The organism is Flavobacterium sandaracinum, from assembly GCF_004349135.1.
Lineage (GTDB): Bacteria > Bacteroidota > Bacteroidia > Flavobacteriales > Flavobacteriaceae > Flavobacterium > Flavobacterium sandaracinum.
Genome location: NZ_SMFN01000022.1, coordinates 1 through 23,071 on the forward strand (window position 1 = coordinate 1; position 23,071 = coordinate 23,071).

Sequence of the window (23,071 nt, forward strand, 5' to 3'; positions counted from 1 at the left end):
TATCCAATAATGACAAAGAATCTTTCTGAATTGATTGTAAAACATTGAATTTAAATGCATCACTATAACTACGGTTCTTCCTTGGTATTAATCCATCTTCACCATAATAATTGTATAATCTAACCCATTTCTTAATACTGGATCTATGAACCATCTTTTTATTAGCTACAGATACACAGGAATTGTGCTGTTTGATAACTAATTCTACACATTCAAGCTTAAATGTGTATTCATACTTGACTTTTCTTTCCATAAAAATGCCCCCAAATAGTGTCTAACTTTTTGGGGGCAGTGTACTTGCTGTGGCAAATAGGACTTTTTCAATGTAACTTTTCTAACTATAATTATTCTTTAGCAGCTAAATATCTTTCCGCATCAAGAGCAGCCATACAGCCAGTTCCAGCTGCAGTAATCGCTTGACGATACACATGATCTGCAGCATCACCTGCAACGAAAACGCCTTCTACATTTGTTTTAGAACTTCCTGGAGTATTGACAATATAACCCGTTTCGTCTAGAGAGATGAACTCTTTAAAAATATCTGTATTTGGTTTGTGACCAATCGCTACGAAGAAACCAGTGGCAGGAATATCAAAAACTTCGTTGGTTGTTTTATTTAAAGCCTTAACGCCAGTAACTACTTGTTCATCGCCTAAAACTTCAACAGTATCGTGGTTCATTAATATGGTAATGTTCTCCGTTTTGCGAACGCGTTCTTCCATGATTTTAGAAGCTCTAAATTTTTCACTACGTACTAACATGGTTACTTTTTTACACAATTTAGACAAATAATGTGCTTCTTCACAAGCTGAATCACCAGCTCCAACGATTACCACTTCTTGGTTTCTATAGAAAAAACCGTCGCAAACCGCACATGCAGAAACGCCACCACCCATTTTTAAATAGTGTTGTTCTGATGGCAACCCTAAATATTTAGCCGATGCTCCAGTTGAAATAATTACTGTTTCGCAGTGTAATTCTTTTACATCATTGATCCAAACTTTAAAAACATCACCAGAGAAATCAACTCGTGTAGCCCAACCATCACGCACATCAGTACCAAAACGTTGTGCTTGTGCTTGTAACCCAACCATCATTTCTGGACCCGTAATTCCTTCAGGATTTCCAGGCCAATTTTCTACTTCATTAGTAGTTGTTAGCTGTCCACCAGGCTGCATTCCTTGATATAAAACAGGAAACATATTTGCTCTAGCGGCATAAATTGCAGCAGTATACCCTGCAGGACCAGAACCTATTATAAGACATTTAATTTTTTCGATTGTATCTGACATATTGAAATTGTATTATTTTTTGATAGTACAAATGTAGTTTTTAAATAAAAAATTTGGACTAAAAAAACATCATTTTTACCTATTCCGAAATAATATTCTCCTATTTGATTATATCACTTGTTAGTTTCAAAATTAGTTCTATATTTGCACCCTCGTTACGGGGTGTAGCGTAGCTCGGTTATCGCGCCTGCTTTGGGAGCAGGAGGCCGCAGGTTCGAATCCTGCCACCCCGACAAAAAGCCGAATAGCAATATTCGGCTTTTTTTATGTTTAAAAATGACACATTAAATAAACTTTCTGTAGAAAATTGGTTTAGGAGTATTACAATTTAGACCGTACTTCATCCTCTTTCTCTAACTCCCTCTGCTTAACAGAAAAGTTTTACCATTTTTAAAGCTGCTATTTTTGTTGCGATTAAAGACCAACAAGAGAACCCTCAACCCACTTCTAAAAAATTAAGTACCTCTTAAAGTGACAAATCATTAAAATTGTAGCGCACAGCTGGAATAGCACCATAAAATCTAATCCCTTCGAAAAATAGTAATCTGTCAAAAGACAAGGAATCAAGCTTTAACAAATGTTAACAAAATAGATTTTTAGAAACCATAAATAATTGTATTTTTACGGTTCAAAATTTAGAAAAATAAATGGGCAAAATCATCGCGATTGCTAATCAAAAAGGAGGCGTTGGAAAGACAACAACATCAGTTAATCTTGCGGCTTCATTGGGTGTTTTAGAAAAAAAAGTATTACTTATTGATGCTGATCCACAGGCGAATGCGTCATCAGGATTAGGAATTGATGTCGAATCTGTTGAAATAGGAACGTATCAAATTCTAGAACACAGTCATACGCCAAAAGAGGCCATCATAAAATGTTCTGCTATAAATGTGGACGTGATTCCATCCCATATAGATCTTGTTGCTATAGAAATCGAATTAGTCGATAAAGAAAATAGGGAATATATGCTCAAAAAGGCACTAGAAAGTGTCAAGGATGACTATGATTTTATCATCATAGATTGCGCGCCATCGTTAGGATTACTTACATTAAATGCATTAACAGCGGCAGATTCTGTGATTATTCCTATTCAGTGCGAATATTTTGCATTAGAAGGTTTAGGCAAATTGCTGAACACCATTAAAAGTATCCAAAAAATTCACAATCCGGATTTAGACATTGAAGGTTTGTTATTGACCATGTTTGACTCTAGATTGCGTTTGTCCAATCAGGTGGTTGAAGAAGTACAAAAACATTTCAATGATATGGTTTTTCAGACTATTATTCAGAGAAATGTGAAACTGAGTGAAGCACCAAGTTTTGGAGAAAGTATAATAAACTACGATGCAACAAGCAAAGGAGCTACTAATTATTTGCATCTAGCTCAAGAAGTTATAAAGAAAAACAGTAAATAGTTTTATGGCAAAAGCAATAAAAAAACAAGCCCTAGGAAGAGGACTATCTGCATTATTGAAAGATCCTGAAAACGATATAAAATCCGTTGACGATAAAAATGCGGATAAAGTTGTAGGAAATATAATTGAGCTTGAAATTGAAGCGATTGAAATAAATCCTTTTCAGCCTCGAAGCAATTTCAATGAGGAATCCCTTAGAGAATTAGCCACTTCTATTAAAGAATTGGGCGTTATTCAGCCGATAACAGTACGGAAACTAGACTTCAATAAATACCAATTAATATCTGGGGAGCGTCGTCTTCGTGCTTCCACTTTAGTTGGATTAAAGACCGTACCTGCTTATATCCGAATTGCAAATGACAATGAATCATTGGTTATGGCCTTGGTGGAAAACATCCAGCGCCATGATTTAGATCCAATTGAAATTGCCCTTTCGTACCAACGTTTGATTGATGAAATCCAATTGACGCAGGAACAAATGAGTGAACGTGTGGGGAAAAAACGATCTACGATTGCAAATTATTTGAGACTTTTGAAACTGGATCCAATCATCCAAACGGGAATTCGTGATGGTTTCATCAGCATGGGCCATGGTCGTGCCATCATCAATATCGAAGATCAAGACATTCAAACGGATATTTACCAAAAAATTGTCAGCCAAAATCTTTCGGTACGTGATACGGAAGCTCTAGTGAAGAACTATCAGGAAAGTTTAAAACCCAAACCTGCAGGAAAACCAAAAGCAGCGTCATTTGAAATTGCAGATGCTCAAAAAAGTACTTTTACGAATTATTTTGGCACCAAAGTAGATGTAAAAGTAGCTGGTAATGGTAAAGGAAAAATAACCATTCCTTTTCATTCGGAGGAAGATTTCAACAGAATTATCAAATTAATCAACGAGTAGTGCATAAAATTATTTTCATAGGGCTGTTCCTTTTTATTGCAGGAAATTCTACTGCTGTTGCCCAAACGGAAACAGAAGCACTGTTGGTCGCTACCGATACGTTGAAATCAAATGATATCGACCCGTTGACTCCGGCAAAAGCAGCTTTCTACTCGGCTGTTTTACCCGGTTTGGGACAGGCCTACAATAAAAAATATTGGAAAATACCACTTGTATATGGAGCTTTGGGAACTAGCATCTATTTTTATATTGACAACAACAGGAAGTACCAACAATACCGGGATGCTTACAAAAGCAGACTAGAGGGATATATTACCGATGATTTGGCTTTCTTAGACAACAATCGATTGATTGCCGGACAAAAATTCTACCAACGCAACCGCGATTTATCAGCTTTGGTTACTTTGGCATTTTATGCCTTAAATATTCTTGATGCCAATGTAGATGCCGCTTTAATACAATTTAATGTCGATGAAAACTTATCGGTAAGACCCGTTCTTTACCCAAATGATGTAACATTAAAGACGAATGTAGGACTAACATTTAATTATACTTTCTAGTCCAAATTCAAAGAGAAGGAAGCTATCAAATAAACGATCACTATGTCATTAATCACTAAAATAGGTAAGAAATATTTTTTTATCATCACCTCCGTTTTATTGTTGATTACTTTAATAAATTATTCAGAAATTAAAGCCGTAGAGAGCATTCGAATGAACCATTTCTTTTCTGGATTCATTGCTGGAATTCTACTAGGACTCTTGTTTGCTGGACTGCTACACTATTCAAAATTTAAAAAATAAACAAATGAAAATTGCGCTTTTAGGATATGGGAAAATGGGTCAGGTAATTGAGCGAATTGCCCTTGAAAGAGGCCATGAAATCGTTTTGAAAAAAGAGGAGCACAACACTTTTGAAGGACTTTCTAGTGCAGATGTAGCTATTGACTTCAGCGTTCCAACAGCTGCAGTGAGTAATATTTCTAGTTGTTTTGATGCCCATGTACCCGTGATTTCAGGAACAACAGGCTGGTTAGAGCATTATGATGAAATGGTGGCGTATTGTCATAAAAAAAATGGCGCCTTTATCTCGAGTTCTAACTTTAGTTTAGGCGTGAATATTTTCTTTGAACTCAATGAATATTTGGCTAAAATCATGTCAAAATTCGAAAGTTATAACGTTTCAATGGAAGAAATTCATCACACACAAAAATTGGATGCTCCAAGCGGTACAGCAATTTCCCTGGCAAAAGGTGTAATTGAAAATAGCTCTTATAATACGTGGACCTTAGAAAAACCTGAAACTGACCACCCGAGCGATAGCGAACTGGCAAAGCAAATTTATATTGAAGCAAAGCGAATTGGGACTGTTCCAGGAACACACACTGTAACGTATAATTCAGCTGTGGATGCCATAGAAATCAAACATACGGCTCACAATCGCGAAGGATTTGCACTAGGCGCTGTAATTGCTGCAGAATGGATTGTGGGAAAACAAGGTGTTTTCAATATGAAAGATGTTTTAGAATTAAAATAAAATTATTCGGCTGTTTAAGCAAATTTTTAACGAGACAACTTTAAACTTTAAACAAAAAACTATGTCAGCATATCAATGGTTTATATTTTTCCTTCTTCTACAAATAGTTCACTTTTTAGGAACATGGAAATTATACGAGAGCGCAGGAAGAAAACGATGGGAAGCCGCTATTCCGGTTTACAATGCTATCGTTTTAATGAAAATAATTGGACGCCCTACTTGGTGGACTGTTTTATTATTCCTACCCATTATCAACCTAATTATTTTTCCAGTAATCTGGGTTGAAACCTTAAGAAGTTTTGGAAAACGATCTGGATTAGACACTTTTTTAGGAATTATTACACTTGGATTTTACATCTATTACGTAAATTATACTCAGAAATTAGAGTACGTAGCAGACAGAAGTTTGACCCCTCATAACAAAACAGCAGACACGATTAGCTCACTGCTTTTTGCAGTGGTGGTTGCCACAATAGTACATACCTATTTAATTCAACCCTTCACCATTCCAACCTCGTCATTAGAAAAATCATTATTAGTAGGAGACTTTCTATTTGTCAGCAAAATGAATTATGGAGCCAGAGTCCCTATGACTACCATTGCCTTACCCATGGTGCATGACTCCATTCCATTGACAAAAAACAAATCCTACCTGACCTACCCACAGTTGCCTTATATGAGATTACCGGGAATTCAGAATATTGATCGTACTGATATCGTTGTTTTCAACTGGCCCGTAGACACCGTTTTTAAATTTTTTGACACTTCAAAAAGACGCGCTTACAAACCGGTTGATAAAAAATCCAATTATGTCAAAAGATGCGTTGGCGTACCAGGAGATACTTTATCTATAAAAGATGGTGTGATTTATATTGATGGGAAATTATTACAGCTACCAGAAAGAGCCAAACCACAGTTTTCTTATAAAGTGGCTTTAGACGGAAAAACGGCAGTCAATCTTGAATATTTATTTAAAGATTTGGACATCACAGATCCTGCCTTTTTTACTGACGACTCCAAAAGAGACACCTTATTTTTGAGTGCTTTAACCGAAGCCGGAGCACAGCGACTAAAAAACACACCGGGCATAACAGCGGTTATCAAACAAGTGTCTAGAGACGTAGACAACGGTGTTTTCCCACACATTAATAAATGGAATAGGGATAATTATGGTCCAATTTATATTCCGGAACAAGGAAAAACGGTTGTGCTAACGACAGAAACATTGCCGTTTTACAGCGCAATTATTAGTGATTATGAGAATAATGATTTAAAAGTTAACGGCTCAGAGATTCGAATAAATGGTAAAGTGGCCACCAGCTATACTTTTGGACAAAACTACTACTGGATGATGGGAGACAACCGTCACAACTCTGAAGACAGCAGGTATTGGGGATTTGTTCCTGAAAATCATATTGTAGGAAAACCTGTTTTTATCTGGCTAAGCATTGACCCAAATGGAAAAGGATTAAACAAAATACGTTGGGACAGAGTTTTTACAACAGTTAGTGGGGAAGGTCAACCACAATCGTATTTTAAATTATTCCTACTTGGTTTAGTAATTTTCTTTGTGGGAGAATATTTTTGGAAAAAAAGAAAAGAAAGAAAAAATTAGTCAAAAGTCTTAAAGTCGAAAGTCATGAAGCGCACCTACAATTGTGTTTTGTGACTTTCGACTTTATAACTTTAAAAACTCCAGACAAACATGAACATCCTCCTTCATCCCACTTATTTTCCATCGTTAAGTCATTTTGCAGCATTGGCGCAAGCAGACACGATTACGTTTGAAATAGAAGATAATTTCCAAAAACAAACGAACCGCAATCGCACATATATTTACAGCCCTAACGGGATTCAATTGCTAAACATACCGATAAAACATTCAAAAGAAAGCCACCAAAAAACTAAAGACGTTAGAATTGAAAATGATTTTGACTGGCAAAAACAACATTTCAAATCTCTTGAAGCTGCTTACCGAAGTTCTCCTTTTTTTGAATTTTTTGAAGATGACATCCGACCAATTTTTGAAAAAAAACAAGAATTCTTGTTAGATTTAAACTTTGAAGCATTAACCATAATCTTTAAATGCTTGCGCATGAAGATAGAGTACAACACGACAACAGAATATTTTCAGGACGCTGACACCGCTACGCTTTCTGATTTTAGACCTTTGGTAAATGGAAAAAAAGACCCCTCAGCATTTGCCAAGTATACCCAAGTATTTGATGATAAGCACGGTTTTATTAACAACCTAAGTATTTTAGATTTACTTTTTAATGAAGGAAAATACACGTTGGATTATCTAAGAGAACAAAAACTAATTATTAAGTAATATTTACAATTAGTATCACTCATACGATAATCTTGCCATAATAGGGAAATGATCTGAATTAATAAAATTAGAAAAACTTTCAAATTTTTTAACAGTCATCTTTTCGTCAGCAAAAATATAATCAATTCGAGCAGGATAATACCTGAATTTATAGGTCTCTCCAAAACCTGCTCCAGCCTCTTCAAATCCATCCTTCATATTCCCTTTAATACTTCTATACACGTATGAAAAGGCGCTGTTATTCATATCACCACAAATGATAACTGGATAAATACATTTCATTTTATGCTCCTTGAACAGCTCTGCTTGCTGCTGTTGCTGCTTGAAAGCTTTGCTTATCCTAATAAAAAGCTTTTGTGATTTCTGCTGATTAATGACATCTATATTTTCATCAATTTCATTCACATCTGGTGAAATTTTTATCGATTGCAAATGCATATTATATACTCTTATAATATCTTTCCCTTTCTTAATGTCAGCAAAAACAACATTATTACTAGAGTTAGGGAAAATAATATTTCCCTGATTCAGAATAGGAAATTTAGAAAAGATAGCCTGACCAGTTTTAATTTGATCTCCATCAGTAAAAATATACCGATGCGGATACACTTTCAAATCAATATTGGCTGACGGTGAATATTCCTGAATGCACAAAATATCCGGATTTTTATCATTAATAAACGTCACGATATCAGCAGGCACATCATCTCTTTCAATCCATTTGAAAACATTTAACAAACGAACATTGTAACTCATTACAGTGAAATCCTTCTCTTCTTTCGAAAACTTTGGCTCAGAAAATCTATAAAATTTATTTATAAAGGTAATTCCTAGCAACAAAACTAAGCCAGAAACAATCAATTGTTTTTTAAATTGAATTGCCCAATAGATAAAAAACAAGGCATTCAAAATAAAGAAAAGGGGCATAAAAAGGGTCAAAACAGACAAAAGTGGAAATGATTTTGGTGCTAAAAAAGGAAATACGTACGCTACAAAGGTCACCAAGGTTAGGATACTATTTAAAACAAACATTCCTTTATTAAACCATGAAAGATTTTTCATTTTCTATCTTTTTTATTTAAACAAATAGCTAAAAGTGAATTTGAAGCAAGGCAAAAATACCTTAAACAATTTAATTCGGCACCCCGAAAAGCCTACTATTTTTTAAAAACAGCAGTAAATTACAAAATGAAAACTACATTCTGTTGCCCAGAATTTGAGAATCACTTTCCTACCTTGAACAAAAATTCTTTTTCTTCCTTGGATAGACTATCATAACCAGACTGACTAATTTTATCCAAAATCTCATCAATTTGTTGCTGCGATTTGTCTTTAGTAATTATTTTAGAAATACTTTTCTCTACTGGCTTAGTATAATTTTTATGTACCTTTTTAAATGGAGTTGTTTTGTTATTTTGGAACAAATTTGCAAAAAATTCTAAAATGCGTGAAACAACAGTACTTAAATCGGTTCCTTTTTGAAGCAATTTAATAAAAATAAACCCAAATAAAGCTCCTGAAAGATGAGAAATGTGTCCGCCCATATTTTCTGAACGAAGCTGCATTAAATCAATAAAGATAATGACCGACGTAACATGCCACAACTTAACATTTCCTATGATCAGTAATCGAAGATCCATTAAAGGATGGTAGGTTGTCGTAGCAACTAAAATAGCCATTATAGCGGCAGATGCTCCAACAATTGGCGCACTAATATTTAAAACATAAAACACAAGCATATAACATATTCCAGCAAAAATAGCACTCAATACATACAATCCAAGTAATTGTTTAGCCGTAAAATAGGTCATAAATAATCTTCCAGAAAAATTCAAGACAATCATATTAAAGACAATATGCATGATTCCACTATGAAAAAAAGCATACGAAAGCAACGACCAAGGTTTCCAAAGCAAATGAGCCGGATTAGAAGATAAACTCACAAATTGAAGAGAATCAATAGGAAAACCCAACAGCGATAGAAGAGTGAAAAACAACCATGGAAAAACAAACAAAACTACGTTCCAAAGGATTAACTTGGTTACTATTCCTCCTATATTGTATTGTAATTTCAGGTCGTCAATAATAGTCATAAGCTAAGTGGGAATTAAGAGCTGGTTGTTAAGTCATACTAATTTAAAAAGTTTTGGGGTTTTAGTTCCAGCGGTTTTTATTGAATTGATTTTTCTTCCAATACCACATAATAAGGAAACCGAACAAAGCACCACCAACGTGAGCAAAATGGGCAATTCCTCCACCTCCAAATATAGATTTTCCAGAAACTCCTAAGTACAAATCCACTAAGACGATACCTGGCACAAAATACTTCGCTTTTATTGGGACAGGAATAAACATCAGCGCCAATTCAGCATTAGGAAACATAAAAGCAAAAGCGACAATAGTTCCATAAATCGCACCTGAAGCACCAACTGCCGTTCCCAAATAGGCACTAGTGAAATTTTGAAAATCGGATACCGATAAAATCTCCTGCCATCTTGTATTAATTTTTCCATCATTCAAAATTTGCAAGATTTCTTGTTTTTGAAAACCATTTGCCGTCAGTGTATTTAAACCATCTTGAAAATAGTAATAATTCACTCCCGTGTGCATTAGAGCCGCACCTAAACCACAAGAAATATAGAAAAACAAGAATTTTTTGCTTCCCCACACTTGCTCTAGAGCAGATCCAAAAGAATAAAGCGCAAACATATTGAAGAAAATATGCATAAATCCACCATGCATAAACATGTGCGACAATGGTTGCCACAGCTGAAAACTAGGATTTTCAGGAAAGTACAAAGCCAATATCTTATATGCTGGCTCTTTTATAATTAGTGTTCCTACAAAAAACAATACGTTAATGATGATTAATTGCTTTACGGTCTCAGTTACATTTCTCATAGTGCAAATTTTTTATCTAAATCTTCCACACGCATCGTGATGAAAGTGGGTTTATCAAAAGGGGACGTATTAGGGTCTTTACAGGCAAAAAGTCCATTGACCAAATTTTCCTGCTCTTTTTCTGTTAAGTGTGTTCCGGTTTTTACGGCTAAACTTTTGGCCATGGATTTTGCGATTGTATCGCTTTGACTAAAGCTACTTTCTGGAATACCATCTTGCAAATCGCCTAATAGTTGCTCCAAAACAAGCGACACTTCGCTTTCCGTAACGTTCACAGGAATTCCTGAAATAACAATATGATCGGTATTATTTTCTTCAAATACGAATCCAGTATTTTTTAATGACACTTGCAAATCCTTAATAAGTTCCATTTCGCTTGACGAATAAAATAAATTCAAAGGAAATAATAACTGCTGACTTGAAGCTTGATGAACGGTCATATTTACCAAAAACTGTTCATACAGAACACGTTGATGTGCCCGTTGCTGATCTACAATTACCATTCCTGACTTTATCGATGAAACGATGTATTTTTTATGAATTTGATACGTTTTATGAATTGAATGTTCTATGTCTTCATCATTGAATAAAGACGAAGTCATCTCTTCATTTTCAAAGGTAATGTGGGCTATATCGTCTGTATCTTGTTTTAATCCTACGTACAAACTTTCCCAATTCGCAGTTGGTTCTGGTTTTCTATAACTTGAAAATTGCTTGCTGGGTTTAGCCTCCGAAAAAGGATTAAAATTACCATCTACCTGAATCGTTGGTGTAGCACCTTCCAAATCTTTATAATGATAGGGGGTATCCAAATTAGAATCCCGATCAAAATCCAAAATTGGAGCAACATTGAACTGCCCTAAACCATGTTTTATAGTGGCTCTTAAAATCGCATACAAAGCTTGCTCATCATCAAACTTTATTTCCGTTTTAGTAGGGTGAATATTGATATCAATCGTGTTTGGGGGCACTGATAAATTCAAAAAATAACTAGGCTGTGCACCGTCTTTCAAAATTCCGTCATAAGCCGACATCACGGCATGATGCAAATATCCACTTTTTATAAAACGATCATTTACGAAGAAAAACTGCTCTCCTCGATTTTTTTTGGCAAATTCAGGCTTACTGACAAATCCTTGAATCGTTACTATTTCTGTTTCTTCCTGAACTGGTATTAATTTCTCATTGGTTTTACCCGAGAAAATAGTAACGATTCGCTGACGCAAAGTCGAGGGTGGCAAATTGAACATTTCACTCCCGTTGTGATACAACGTGAAATGTATTTTTGGGTGTGCCAAAGCAACACGCTGAAATTCATCAATAACATGACGGTATTCCACCGTATCCGATTTTAGGAAATTGCGCCTTGCTGGAATATTAAAAAACAAATTTTTAACAGCAAATGAAGTTCCTTTTGGCAAAACTGCCGCCTCTTGCGACACAAACTTACTGCCTTCAATAATGATATGCACTCCTAATTCTTCTTGCTCTTGCTTGGTTTTCATTTCAACATGAGCAATCGCTGCGATAGAAGCCAATGCTTCTCCGCGAAACCCTTTAGTGTGCAACGAAAATAAATCTTCGGCATGACGAATCTTGGAGGTAGCATGACGTTCAAAACACAGCCGTGCATCAGTAACGCTCATCCCCAAACCATTATCGATTACTTGCACTAGTGCTTTTCCTGCATCTTTAATAATTAGTTTGATATCCGTTGCCTTAGCATCCACTGCATTTTCAAGGAGTTCTTTAACCACCGAAGCGGGTCTTTGAACCACTTCTCCAGCAGCAATTTGATTGGCAACATGATCAGGAAGTAATTGAATTATACTCGACATTAAAAAAATTAGGTTAAAAGTTTAACCCTTCGTCTGCGCTCAGGGTGACTATAGTTTATTACAAAACCAAGAAGCACAAATTTAATGAATTTCTACTGGGAATACGGGCATCTTTAATCATAAAAAAAACAAAAAACCTATACTATTTAGGGGACAGTATAGGTTAAATAATTAAATTTTTTGTAGATTATTCCTTCAGTTCCAAAGGTTTTCCTTCTTCAATTTGAATGGCTCCTGATGATAGTAAATGTTGATTGTCAATTTGATGTGATAATGAAGCTTGCTGGCGAATATAGGCCATTTTAATCGCTGCAATAGCGGCCTCAGTACCTTTATTCCCGTGAATTCCTCCGCTTCTATCTATGGACTGTTGCATCGTATTATCGGTCAAGACACAAAAAATAACTGGAATATCCGTTTGAACATTCAAGTCTTTGATTCCTTGCGTTACTCCTTCGCAAACAAAATCAAAATGCTTAGTCTGCCCTTGAATGACACATCCAATTGCAATTACAGCATCTACATTTTGTGTTTGCAACATTTTCTTTGAACCATATATGAGTTCGAAACTACCAGGAACATTCCAGCGAATAATGTGCTGGGCTGGAACTTGGTTTTCTAAAAGGGCGTCAATTGCTCCTTTAAAAAGTCCTTCCGTTATAGTATCATTCCATTCTGCAACAACAATTCCAAAACGAAAATCTTTCGCATTTGGAACTGAATTTTTATCGTAATCCGATAAATTTTTATTTACGGTAGCCATTTGATTGTAGTTTTATGATTCTGGATTTTTAATTTCAGATGTTAAAGATAGAATTTTGAAATCAAAAATCGACCATCTTGAATCACCAATCTTAATTCACTTTTACTATTGTGCTAATCCCATTAAAACATCAACTGAAGCCGCTTCTGGGGTAGCTTCATAGTTGTCCTTAATATCTGTAAAATATTTTAATGCATCTGCTTTGTTCCCTAATGCCAAAGCTGTTTTACCAGCTTTCAACAAGAAACGAGGTGTTGTAAAATCATTTTTATTTGATTCAGCAGCTTTTACGTAATTTTCTAAAGCTTCTTTCGGTTGATTTTTTTGAGAATAAGCATCTCCTATTGCTCCTTTTGCCAAAGCTCCTAAAACAATATCGTCTGATTTAAATTTAGTAAGGTAATCAATCGCTTCAGTATATTTCCCCGTATTCAAATACGCGATACCCGCATAATAATTGGCTAAATTTCCCGCATCGGTTCCAGAATATTCATCTGCAATTTTCAAAAATCCAAATTTACCTTCGGATCCATTCAACGACAATTTATACAAAGAATCACTAGCTACTCCATCCGTTGCTTTTTGAAAATTTTGTTGTGCAACAAACATTTCATTCGCCGCTTCCTCTTGTTGTGGTGCAGCAATAAACCTTTGATATCCTAAATAACCAATAGTAAGAAGGGCAGCAGCGGCAACTAATCCAATAATAATTTTTTGATTTTTAGCAACCCAATCCTCAGTTATTGTAGCAGTTTCATCTAATTTTGAAAAAACTTCAGCAGTTGTGCTGTCTTTTTCATCAATAACCACAGCTTCAACTCCTTCTCCTTTTACTTCTTTTTCTTTTGGTGCTTTATATCCTCTTTTATTGTAAGTAGCCATTTATTTTTAATTTAGTGAATCGCAAAAATAAAATTTTTATTCAAACCCACATAAAAAATATGCTTTTATATTTAAAAAAAATATCCTTCTCAATTCTTTCTTTATAAAGGCGAAATAAATACCATAGAAAAAAGAGAAAAGTCCTTTTTATCGATATTTTTCGATAATTTGCACCCTCTTTAAAACAGCTGTTCAAAAACAGCAAAGTTCTCAATACCAGCAAGCCTTACCATGTATTTAAAAAAGATTTCATTATTCAATTATAAGAATTTTTCAGAAGCAAATTTCGATTTTGACAGCAAAATAAACTGCTTTGTGGGTAAAAATGGCATTGGAAAAACAAATGTACTGGATGCAATCTACCATTTGGCGTACGGAAAAAGCTATTTTAATCCGTTAGCGGTCCAAAACATTAAACATGGCGAGGAATTTTTTGTAATTGATGCTGAATTTGAAAAAAAAGACAGAACGGAACAAATCGTTTGCAGCTTAAAAAAAGGCCAAAAAAAAATATTAAAGCGCAATGGAAAAGCGTACGATAAATTTTCAGATCATATTGGCTTTATTCCTTTGGTTATTATCTCTCCTGCGGACAGGGATTTAATTGTAGAAGGCAGCGAAACTAGGCGGAAATTCATGGACAGCGTCATTTCGCAATTGGATTCGGCTTATTTGCAACAACTCATTCAATACCAGAAGGTCATGAGCCAGCGCAATGCCTTGCTAAAATACTTTGCGTTGAATCATGTTTTTGACATCGATACGCTATCTATATATAATGAGCAACTCCATGGTTTTGCCCAGTCTATTTTCGAAAAAAGAAAAGAATTTATCGAAGATTTCATACCTATTTTTAACAGGCATCATCAAGCCATAACAGGTTCTCAAGAAACCGTACAATTGGTTTACGAAAGTCACTTATTTGAAAAGGATTTGTTGACACTTTTACAAGAAAACAGCAATAAAGACAGGGCTTTACAATACACTAGTGTAGGAATACATAAAGACGATTTAGCCTTTGAAATTGACCACCATCCTATAAAGAAATTTGGATCACAAGGACAACAAAAATCATATCTAATCGCTTTAAAATTAGCCCAATTTGAATTTTTAAAGAAGCAAAGTGGCGTAAAACCGATCCTTCTTTTTGATGACATCTTTGATAAGCTAGACGAAAGTCGGGTAGCTAAAATTATCGAAATGGTCAACAGCGCTACTTTTGGACAACTCTTTATTTCCGACACGCATCCAGAACGAACCGAAACGATATTAAAATCGACACATCAGACGTATCGAATATTTAACTTATAACTTTTATTTAGCACTTTATTAAGTTCAAAAATTTAAAAATTACCTAATTTAGCTTATTACATTTAAAAAAAAACAGCAATGAAATACAATCCAATAGTAGTGCTACTCCTCTCTTTTGTAATGCTATCGTGTAACGGTCAATCTTCAAAGTATAGTAAATCGATCGACGCGAAAGCTTTTTCTGAAAAAATTGCAGCAACACCAAATCCACAAATTCTCGACGTAAGAACTCCAGAGGAATTTTCCGCTGACCATATCGACAAGGCTATAAATATAAATTGGCTAGGAGACAGTTTTGTTGTGGACAGTAAAAAACTAGACAAAACAAGGCCTCTTTTTGTGTATTGCAAAAGTGGAGCAAGAAGTCAAAGCGCTATTCAAAAATTAGAAGAACTAGGCTTTACAAACCTATACCAATTACAAGGAGGAATACTAAAATGGGAGGCTTCAGGATTTTCTAAACCAACTGACAAAATTAGCGGAATGACGGTGCAGGAATACAACAATTTAGTACGCTCTGATAAAAAAGTGTTGATCGATTTTTACGCCGAGTGGTGTGCGCCTTGCAAAAAAATGAAACCCTTCCTTTTAAAAATGGAAAAAGAATTGGCAGATAAAGTAACCATCATTCGCTTGGATGCCGATAAAAACAAAACCTTGATGACCGAAATGAAAATAAGTGAGCTTCCCACGCTACTATTGTACGATAATGCGACAGTAAAATGGAGACAATCTGGTTTTTTAAGTGAAGAAGAATTAAGAAAACAAATACAATAGCTCAAAATGCTTTCAAAAGAAACCCTACAATTTCTAGATGATTTAAAAGCCAACAACAATCGAGATTGGTTTTTGGAAAACAAAAAACGATACGAATCTTTCAAAAAAGATTACCAACAATTAGTTGCTGATTTCCTAGACGCCATGAAACCGCTTGATCCTTCACTAGAAATGTTGGAGGTCAAAAATTGTACTTTTAGAATCAATCGTGACATTCGGTTTTCCAAAGACAAGACGCCCTACAAAACTCATTTAGGAGTCTGGCTTTCCTCCGGTGCCAAAGGACTGAATCGTTCCGGGTATTATCTCCACTTAGAAAAAGGAGCTAGTTTTATTGCTGGTGGATTGTACTGTCCTGAAGCAGATGACCTAAAAAAAATGCGGAAAGAAATTGCCTTTTTCTATGATGATTTAGAAGCCATTCTTGACGAAATAAATTTCAAAAAAGAGTTTAAGGATTTTGATAGAAATGAAAAGAACATGCTGAAAAATCCACCTAGAGGTTATGAAAAAGAACATCCAGCAATTGAATTGTTAAAATTAAAAAGCTTTGAGTCTTCGCAAAAAATTGAGTTCTCCAGCGTTTCTAAGAAAGATTTTGTTGCGGTCATGAGTCGGAAATTAATTGCACTAAAACCATTGAATGACTTTATAAATCGCGCTTTAACGTCGGAATAATTATAATGAAAAAAAAGAAAATACTTTTTCTTGGCGAATCCTATAGAGCCGATGCGATCACTTGGATGAACGGACTCAAGGAATTTGGCGATTTCGAAATTATTACTTGGGAATTAAAAACACCCAGCAATTGCCTCCATAATCGCATTTTAAGGATTTTCGAATTTCAATTCGCTATTTTTAAAATTAGAGAAATAATCAAATTACAGAAGCCTGACATGGTCATTGCAGAACGCACAACCAGCTATGGCTTCCTTGCAGCATTATCAGGAGTAAAACCGGTTGCAATCGCACAACAAGGTAGAACTGATTTATGGCCAGAAACATCTCTCTCGTTACCATTAAAAAAAATTATTCAACATTATGCTTTTCAAAAAGCGGATTTAATACATGCTTGGGGACCTATTATGACTCTTTCTATGATCAAGGCAAAAGTAGACATGACTAAAGTTTTAGTGTTACCAAAGGGAATTAATTTGACAAAATTTGGAAACACAAACAAGGCAAACCCTGATAAAATTTGTGCTATTGTAACGCGGTCTTTGCTGCCAGAATACCGCCATAACACTATTCTAAAAGCTTTTGAGATTTTAAACCAAAAAGGAATAGATTTCGAACTGACCGTTATAGGTGATGGAACTGAACTTCCGACTTTAAAAAGTTTAGCTAAAAAACTAAAAATTGAAAAGAAAGTGAATTTTATGGGAAGAATTCCAAACACGGAGTTGCCCACGTTATTACAAAAATCAAATATTTACATCAGCATGCCAATAACGGAAGGAGTTTCCGCCTCTTTATTTGAAGGTATGGCCTGTTATTGCTATCCTATTGTAACAGAAATCCCTGGAAATAAAAGTTGGATTACCCATCGAGAAAACGGAGGACTCGTTGCCATTGACGATCATACAATACTAGCCAATGAATTAATTTGGTCTTTTGAAAACAAAGCGCATCGCGAGCAAGCCGTTACTAAAAACAGAATATTTGTGGAAGAAAATGCTAATTACAAGATCAACATGAAGATTATTGCCAATAAATACCACGAATTAATCAACTCTAATCTTCCTAACTAAATATGTGCGGAATTAACGGAATCTTGCATTTACAATCCCAGAAAAAAGTAGACGAGCGCCTACTCATCAAGATGCGCGATTCGCTAGAACATCGCGGCCCTGATGACAAAGGTATATTTATTGAAAAAAATATTGGTTTTGGACACAGACGATTATCAATATTAGATGTTTCTAGCGCCGGCCATCAGCCTTTTCTGTCAAATGATGGAAGATATGTAATGACTTACAATGGTGAAATCTATAACTTTAAAGAATTTTATGCAGAGTTAAAGAACAATGGATTTGATATTGAAACCACTTCAGATACGGAAGTTCTAATGAAATTATTTGAGTTGCACGGCTTAAAAATGCTGTACCGCCTCAATGGAATGTTTGCCTTTGCGATTTGGGATAAATTAGAAAAAAAGCTACTTGTTGCCCGAGATCGAATGGGTGTAAAACCCTTGTATTATTCTATTTATAACGAAACTTTTTATTTTGCATCGGAGCAAAAAGCACTTTTTACCGCAGGAGTTCCGCTAAAAATGGCACAAGAAGGGCTAGAAGAATATATATTTAATCGATTTGTAGCCGGAGAAAACACACTTTACCAAAACGTAAAAAAAGTATTGCCCGGACATAGTATAACCATACACGAAGGCGGAAAAGTTACGACCGAAAAATGGTGGGATTTGAAAAAGGAAATACAGAACCAGCCTAAAATTAAGAATCCTGTAGAATGGTTTCGAGAAACATTTGATGATTCCATAAAAATGAGAATGGTAAGTGATGTTCCTGTCGGCGTTTTATTAAGTGGCGGCCTGGATTCCTCTTCCGTTTTGGCTTCCCTACACCACCAAAATTACAAAGACATTCAAACCTTTAATATTGGTTTTAAAGAAAAGGAACATAACGAATCGCACTTAGCCAAAATGATGGCTGAGAAATTTGATTATGGCTTTCATACCATGCAATTAGAAGATACAGCTCTTTATGATCAATTACTGAGCGCGACTTATTTTCAGGATGAACCTATTATGCATTTGAGTGAGCCTCATCTTTTAGCCCTTTCAAAAACAGCAAAACCATCAGTAAAAGTATTACTTTCAGGCGAAGGTGCTGATGAATTGATGGGCGGATACGTGCGCTACAAAGCTTTGAAATATCCCTCCTTATTAAATTCAATTGCAACAATTGGTGCTTTGGATCTTTTTACGAAACAACCTCGATATGATAAGCTGACGCGTTATGCGAAAATTAGTAAAAAATCGGAGTTGGTCATTTTTAATGGTTCCAATATCTATCCAAAAGATATCGAGGAAGTTTATGGAATTAATGCACTTCCAAAAAATGAATATAGGAAACAAATTTATAAAGAAGCAAAATCATTATACCCAGACAATTTACGAAGACAAGCGCTTTATTTTGATCAACACACCTACTTGTGCTCACTATTGGATCGAAATGACCGCTGCACAATGGGCGCTTCTATTGAATGCAGGGAACCCTTTTTAGACCCAAGACTGATAATTGGCTTGGGCTCCTTAGATGACAAATGGTTATTTGCTGGAAAAAAATGGAAATTCATCCTCAAAAAGGCAATGCAAGAGCGTCTGCCTAATGAAATTTTGCAATTTAAAAAAGTAGGCTTAAGTGCGCCTTGGGGTGATTATATTACAAAAAGTACCGCTTTTAAAGAAGAATTAGAATCATTTTCGAAAAGCGAACTTTTTCAAATGCCGTATTTTGAACACATCAACATCCAAAAACTTGTACTGAATTTACAAAAAGGAGATAACCGAATGACACCATACATTATGCCGTTATTTATGATGCATATCTGGATGAAATCCTATGCAGCTAAATTTTAATTCTTACTTTTGACCAAGAATATATAATTCAAATACGCCCTTTCGTTTATGGAAATACAAGCTAATTTCTCTCTAAGAAAACTCAATACTTTTGGCATTGAAGCCAAGGCCAAACAGTTCGTTGCCGTGCATTCTGTGCAAGATTTAGAAACTATTTTAATTGAAAATAAATCACAGAAAAAATTTATTTTGGGTGGAGGCAGCAACATGCTTTTGACCCAAGATATTGAAGCATTGGTGATTCATATCGATTTAAAAGGTAAAAAAATTATAGAAGAAAATGAAGATTTTGTCTGGGTCGAAAGTCAGGCTGGCGAAAGTTGGCATGAATTTGTGCTTTGGACCATCGATCAAAATTTTGGTGGTTTAGAAAACATGTCACTTATCCCCGGAAATGTGGGAACTACACCGGTACAAAACATTGGTGCTTACGGAAATGAAATCAAAGATACTTTTATTTCTTGTGAAGCAATGACAATAGAAAATCAGAAAATGAAAACATTCACAAAGGACGAATGTCATTTTGGATACCGAGAAAGTGTTTTCAAAAACGAACTAAAAAACCAATACATCATTACATCCGTTGTTTTTAAATTGACAAAAAAAGATCATAAAATCAACACCTCTTATGGAGACATTACGGCTGAGTTAGCTAAAAACAACATCACTAATCCTACTTTAAAGGAAGTCAGTAATGCTGTAATTGCTATCCGACAAAGCAAATTACCAGACCCAAAAGAATTGGGAAACAGCGGTAGTTTCTTTAAAAATCCGATTCTGTTGAAATCTGATTTCAAAAAAATTCATCAGCAATTCCCTGAAATGAAATATTTTGATATTTCTGAAACCGAAGTAAAAGTTCCTGCGGGATGGCTGATTGAGCAAGCGGGTTTTAAAGGAAAACGTTTTGGCGACGCCGGAATCCACAAAAATCAGGCTTTGGTTTTAGTAAATTATGGCAATGCGACAGGACAGGAAATTTTGAATGTTTCAAAGGATATTCAACAAACCGTTTTTAACATATTTGGTATTCACATCGAAGCCGAAGTAAATGTGATTTAGAATATAAACTTAGAGGCGGAAAATACGAGTACAACAAATAAAAAAATTTAAATTCGTTAATCTAAAATCACAATGTACACTCCAGAAATCTACAAAAACGAGAATCAAGAAGAAATCAAAAAATTTCTTCAAGAAAACAGCTTTGGTATTTTAATCAATCAAAGCAACGGAAAATTGTGCGCCACACACATTCCTTTGGAATTGGAGATTAATAAAGAAGGTGAAGATATTTTGTATGGACACATTTCTAAAGAAAATCCACAATGGAAAGGTTTTACTGATAACGACCAAATCTTAGCCGTATTTTCAGGACCTCATAGTTATATTTCTTCCTCTTGGTACGATCATGAAAATGTGCCAACATGGAATTATATTGCCGTTCATGTGTATGGAAAAATAAAAATTATTGAAGGAGAAGGCGTGATCGAATCCTTGAAGAAACTAGTTGATAAATACGAACAAAACTCTGAAAACCCGATTCGAATAGAAGATTTATCTCAGAAAACCATGCTGCAAAGTCGGGGTATTGTCGCTTTTGAAATTGAAATAACTGAAATCCAAGCCACGAGAAAAATGTCACAAAATCGGGATGCAAAGAACTATCAAACTATTATCACCGCATTAGAAAAAACGAATACAGATCAGTCCATCGCTACCGCAAAAGAGATGAAGAAATGTCCAATATAAATTCTTTCGAAATTCACACATTCTATTTAACAATTCGCAATTCTATTCATACCTTTGCAAGCTCCCGAGATTTCGGGCATTAAAAACTCATTAAACTAAGATGCTTATATTAATTCTTTACTTTTTTATTTTTATTGTTGCGGTTCAAATTTTGTATTATCTAGGCGTTTTTGGAAAATTTGCTTTTGCCAAAGTACAGAAAACAACACCAAAAAAAATCCCGATTTCGGTGATTGTTTGTGCTAAAAACGAAGAAGAAAATGTAGCAAATTTCATTCCGCTGCTAGCTGAACAAAACTATCCAGATTTTGAAATTGTCTTGATTGACGATGCTTCAAGCGACAATACTTTGGCCATATTTGAAGGTTTTGAAAAGCAATATCAAAACGTTCGCTTGGTAAAAGTGGAGAACAACGAAGCCTTTTGGGGAAACAAAAAATACGCCCTAACATTAGGAATAAAAGCCGCTAAAAAGGAGTATCTATTGTTCACGGATGCCGATTGTTACCCCACTTCAAAAGAATGGATTACAGCCATGAGCTCTCAGTTTACGATGCAAAAAACTATTGTTTTGGGTTATGGTAAATATGAAAAAATCGCCAACTCTTTCTTAAATAAAATAATTCGTTTTGAGACTTTATTGACCGCTATTCAATATTTTTCTTGGGCAAAAATTGGGCATCCTTACATGGGTGTTGGACGAAATTTAGCCTATAAAAAAGAAGAGTTTTTCAACGTAAATGGATTCATAGAACACATGCAAATTCGTTCTGGAGACGATGATTTATTTGTAAATCAAGCTGCAAAAGCTAAAAACACTACGGTCGCTTACACGCCAGAAAGCGTAACGCTTTCTAAGCCAAAAACAACTTACAAGGACTGGCTCATTCAAAAAAGAAGACATGTTGCAACAGCCAATTATTACAAGTCCTTTGACAAATTTCAATTGGGTCTTTTCTACTGTTCCCAATTATTGTTTCTCATCCTCCCTATCGTCTTGTTGGCTTTTCAGTTTCAATGGATTGTAGTGCTGTGTTTAATTGGGCTACGCTACCTTGTGTCGTGGATTATCATTGGATTTTCGGCAGGTAAATTAAAAGAAAAAGATGTCGTATATTGGTATCCAATTATTGAATTAGTATTAATATTCGCTCAGATTAATATCTTTATCACTAATACATTCTCAAAACCGGTACATTGGAGATAAACAAACAAATAGAAAAAGCAAAACAAGGCGATCAAGTTGCCTTTACTTTTCTATTGAATTATTATTGGAATGAAGTGTATGGTTTTATGCTGAAACGCACCGAAAACGAAACGAATGCCGAGGATATTACAATAGAAACATTCTCGAAAGCATTTGATAAAATAGCCACCTACAACTCGGAATTCCAGTTCAATACTTGGCTGATTGCTATTGCAAAAAATGTACACATCGATTTATTACGAAAAAAGAAATCGAGTCTTTTTGTCGAAATTACCGATGATCAAGACCAACAAGCTTATAATATTGCTGATACTACACCATCTGCAGAGGATGAATTAATTACCGAACAAAACCTTTCCCGATTACTACAATTCATCAAAGAATTGAAACCCCATTATCAAGAAGTCATTCAGTTGCGTTATTTCCAAGAAATGAGTTATCAGGAAATTGCCAATAAAATCAACGAACCTTTGAGCAATGTGAAGATTAAATTGCTTCGCGCCAAGAAATTATTGGCAGAAATCATTCAGAATAAAAGGTAGCTTTCTTGTAGAAAATCTTAT

At 35.1% G+C, this 23,071-nt stretch carries 24 protein-coding genes and 1 tRNA gene; 17 read left to right on the forward strand and 8 right to left on the reverse strand.

Going from position 1 to position 23,071, the window contains the following annotated elements; translation table 11 throughout:
* A partial coding sequence (locus E0F91_RS18250; protein WP_132065327.1) for a helix-turn-helix domain-containing protein occupies positions 1-253 on the reverse strand: 253 nt, incomplete at its 3' end.
* Between the two features lie 91 nt (positions 254-344).
* Positions 345-1,292: a thioredoxin-disulfide reductase gene (gene trxB, locus E0F91_RS14815; protein WP_132067227.1), complete on the reverse strand. Its 948-nt coding sequence runs from the start codon at positions 1,290-1,292 to the stop codon at positions 345-347.
* Between the two features lie 158 nt (positions 1,293-1,450).
* Here trxB and E0F91_RS14820 point away from each other — a divergent pair.
* The 8 genes from E0F91_RS14820 (at position 1,451) to E0F91_RS14855 (ending at position 7,479) form a co-directional block, all read left to right on the forward strand.
* Positions 1,451-1,525, forward strand: a tRNA-Pro gene (locus E0F91_RS14820).
* 414 nt (positions 1,526-1,939) lie between these two features.
* Positions 1,940-2,707 (forward strand): ParA family protein, encoded by a 768-nt coding sequence (locus E0F91_RS14825; protein ID WP_132067228.1) that lies wholly within the window; start codon positions 1,940-1,942, stop codon positions 2,705-2,707.
* Positions 2,708-2,711: 4 nt separating this feature from the next.
* Complete coding sequence (locus tag E0F91_RS14830) at positions 2,712-3,611, forward strand: ParB/RepB/Spo0J family partition protein (RefSeq protein WP_132067229.1); 900 nt, start codon at positions 2,712-2,714, stop codon at positions 3,609-3,611.
* The gene (locus E0F91_RS14835; RefSeq protein WP_132067230.1) at positions 3,611-4,171 is read left to right on the forward strand and encodes a DUF5683 domain-containing protein; all 561 of its coding nucleotides are present in this window, start codon (positions 3,611-3,613) and stop codon (positions 4,169-4,171) included. Before E0F91_RS14830 ends, E0F91_RS14835 begins: the two co-directional genes overlap by 1 nt.
* Before the next feature lie 42 nt (positions 4,172-4,213).
* A complete protein-coding gene (locus E0F91_RS14840; RefSeq protein ID WP_132067231.1) occupies positions 4,214-4,414 on the forward strand; it encodes a hypothetical protein in 201 nt (66 codons plus the stop codon).
* A gap of 4 nt (positions 4,415-4,418) precedes the next feature.
* On the forward strand, positions 4,419-5,147 hold the full coding sequence (gene dapB, locus E0F91_RS14845; protein WP_132067232.1) for a 4-hydroxy-tetrahydrodipicolinate reductase: 729 nt from the start codon (positions 4,419-4,421) through the stop codon (positions 5,145-5,147).
* 61 nt (positions 5,148-5,208) lie between these two features.
* Positions 5,209-6,762, forward strand: coding sequence for a signal peptidase I (lepB, locus tag E0F91_RS14850; protein WP_132067233.1), 1,554 nt, complete (start codon positions 5,209-5,211; stop codon positions 6,760-6,762).
* A gap of 90 nt (positions 6,763-6,852) precedes the next feature.
* Positions 6,853-7,479, forward strand: coding sequence for a WbqC family protein (locus E0F91_RS14855; protein WP_132067234.1), 627 nt, complete (start codon positions 6,853-6,855; stop codon positions 7,477-7,479).
* A gap of 15 nt (positions 7,480-7,494) precedes the next feature.
* Here the strand turns inward: E0F91_RS14855 and E0F91_RS14860 are convergent, their stop codons facing one another.
* The 6 genes from E0F91_RS14860 to E0F91_RS14885 all read right to left on the reverse strand — a co-directional run bounded on the left by E0F91_RS14860 (position 7,495) and on the right by E0F91_RS14885 (position 13,863).
* Positions 7,495-8,541 carry an endonuclease/exonuclease/phosphatase family protein gene (locus tag E0F91_RS14860; RefSeq protein WP_132067235.1) on the reverse strand — a complete coding sequence of 349 codons (1,047 nt, stop codon included), beginning with the start codon at positions 8,539-8,541 and terminating at the stop codon, positions 7,495-7,497.
* Between the two features lie 161 nt (positions 8,542-8,702).
* Positions 8,703-9,572 carry a rhomboid family intramembrane serine protease gene (locus tag E0F91_RS14865; RefSeq protein ID WP_132067236.1) on the reverse strand — a complete coding sequence of 290 codons (870 nt, stop codon included), beginning with the start codon at positions 9,570-9,572 and terminating at the stop codon, positions 8,703-8,705.
* A 61-nt stretch (positions 9,573-9,633) separates the two neighbouring features.
* On the reverse strand, positions 9,634-10,380 hold the full coding sequence (locus E0F91_RS14870; protein WP_132067237.1) for a rhomboid family intramembrane serine protease: 747 nt from the start codon (positions 10,378-10,380) through the stop codon (positions 9,634-9,636).
* Complete coding sequence (gene mutL, locus E0F91_RS14875) at positions 10,377-12,218, reverse strand: DNA mismatch repair endonuclease MutL (RefSeq protein WP_132067238.1); 1,842 nt, start codon at positions 12,216-12,218, stop codon at positions 10,377-10,379. Before mutL ends, E0F91_RS14870 begins: the two co-directional genes overlap by 4 nt.
* Before the next feature lie 187 nt (positions 12,219-12,405).
* A complete protein-coding gene (gene ribH, locus E0F91_RS14880) occupies positions 12,406-12,981 on the reverse strand; it encodes a 6,7-dimethyl-8-ribityllumazine synthase (protein WP_073350694.1) in 576 nt (191 codons plus the stop codon).
* A 105-nt stretch (positions 12,982-13,086) separates the two neighbouring features.
* Positions 13,087-13,863, reverse strand: a complete 777-nt coding sequence (locus tag E0F91_RS14885; protein ID WP_132067239.1) for a tetratricopeptide repeat protein — start codon at positions 13,861-13,863, stop codon at positions 13,087-13,089.
* A gap of 231 nt (positions 13,864-14,094) precedes the next feature.
* Here E0F91_RS14885 and recF point away from each other — a divergent pair, with 231 nt between their 5' ends.
* From recF to E0F91_RS14930, 9 genes are all read left to right on the forward strand, one after another.
* Positions 14,095-15,174, forward strand: coding sequence for a DNA replication/repair protein RecF (gene recF, locus E0F91_RS14890; protein ID WP_132067240.1), 1,080 nt, complete (start codon positions 14,095-14,097; stop codon positions 15,172-15,174).
* Between the two features lie 78 nt (positions 15,175-15,252).
* The gene (locus tag E0F91_RS14895) at positions 15,253-15,951 is read left to right on the forward strand and encodes a thioredoxin domain-containing protein (protein ID WP_132067241.1); all 699 of its coding nucleotides are present in this window, start codon (positions 15,253-15,255) and stop codon (positions 15,949-15,951) included.
* Between the two features lie 6 nt (positions 15,952-15,957).
* Complete coding sequence (locus E0F91_RS14900; RefSeq protein ID WP_132067242.1) at positions 15,958-16,629, forward strand: DUF2461 domain-containing protein; 672 nt, start codon at positions 15,958-15,960, stop codon at positions 16,627-16,629.
* 5 nt (positions 16,630-16,634) lie between these two features.
* Positions 16,635-17,702, forward strand: coding sequence for a glycosyltransferase (locus E0F91_RS14905; protein ID WP_132067243.1), 1,068 nt, complete (start codon positions 16,635-16,637; stop codon positions 17,700-17,702).
* A gap of 2 nt (positions 17,703-17,704) precedes the next feature.
* Positions 17,705-19,552 carry an asparagine synthase (glutamine-hydrolyzing) gene (gene asnB / locus E0F91_RS14910; protein WP_132067244.1) on the forward strand — a complete coding sequence of 616 codons (1,848 nt, stop codon included), beginning with the start codon at positions 17,705-17,707 and terminating at the stop codon, positions 19,550-19,552.
* Positions 19,553-19,600: 48 nt separating this feature from the next.
* Complete coding sequence (murB, locus tag E0F91_RS14915; protein ID WP_132067245.1) at positions 19,601-20,614, forward strand: UDP-N-acetylmuramate dehydrogenase; 1,014 nt, start codon at positions 19,601-19,603, stop codon at positions 20,612-20,614.
* 72 nt (positions 20,615-20,686) lie between these two features.
* Positions 20,687-21,301: an FMN-binding negative transcriptional regulator gene (locus E0F91_RS14920; protein ID WP_132067246.1), complete on the forward strand. Its 615-nt coding sequence runs from the start codon at positions 20,687-20,689 to the stop codon at positions 21,299-21,301.
* Positions 21,302-21,401: 100 nt separating this feature from the next.
* Entirely contained in the window at positions 21,402-22,508 is a 1,107-nt protein-coding gene (locus tag E0F91_RS14925; protein ID WP_132067247.1) for a glycosyltransferase, read from the forward strand.
* Positions 22,499-23,050 (forward strand): RNA polymerase sigma factor, encoded by a 552-nt coding sequence (locus E0F91_RS14930; RefSeq protein ID WP_132067248.1) that lies wholly within the window; start codon positions 22,499-22,501, stop codon positions 23,048-23,050. Before E0F91_RS14925 ends, E0F91_RS14930 begins: the two co-directional genes overlap by 10 nt.
* The last annotated feature ends 21 nt before the right edge of the window (positions 23,051-23,071 follow it).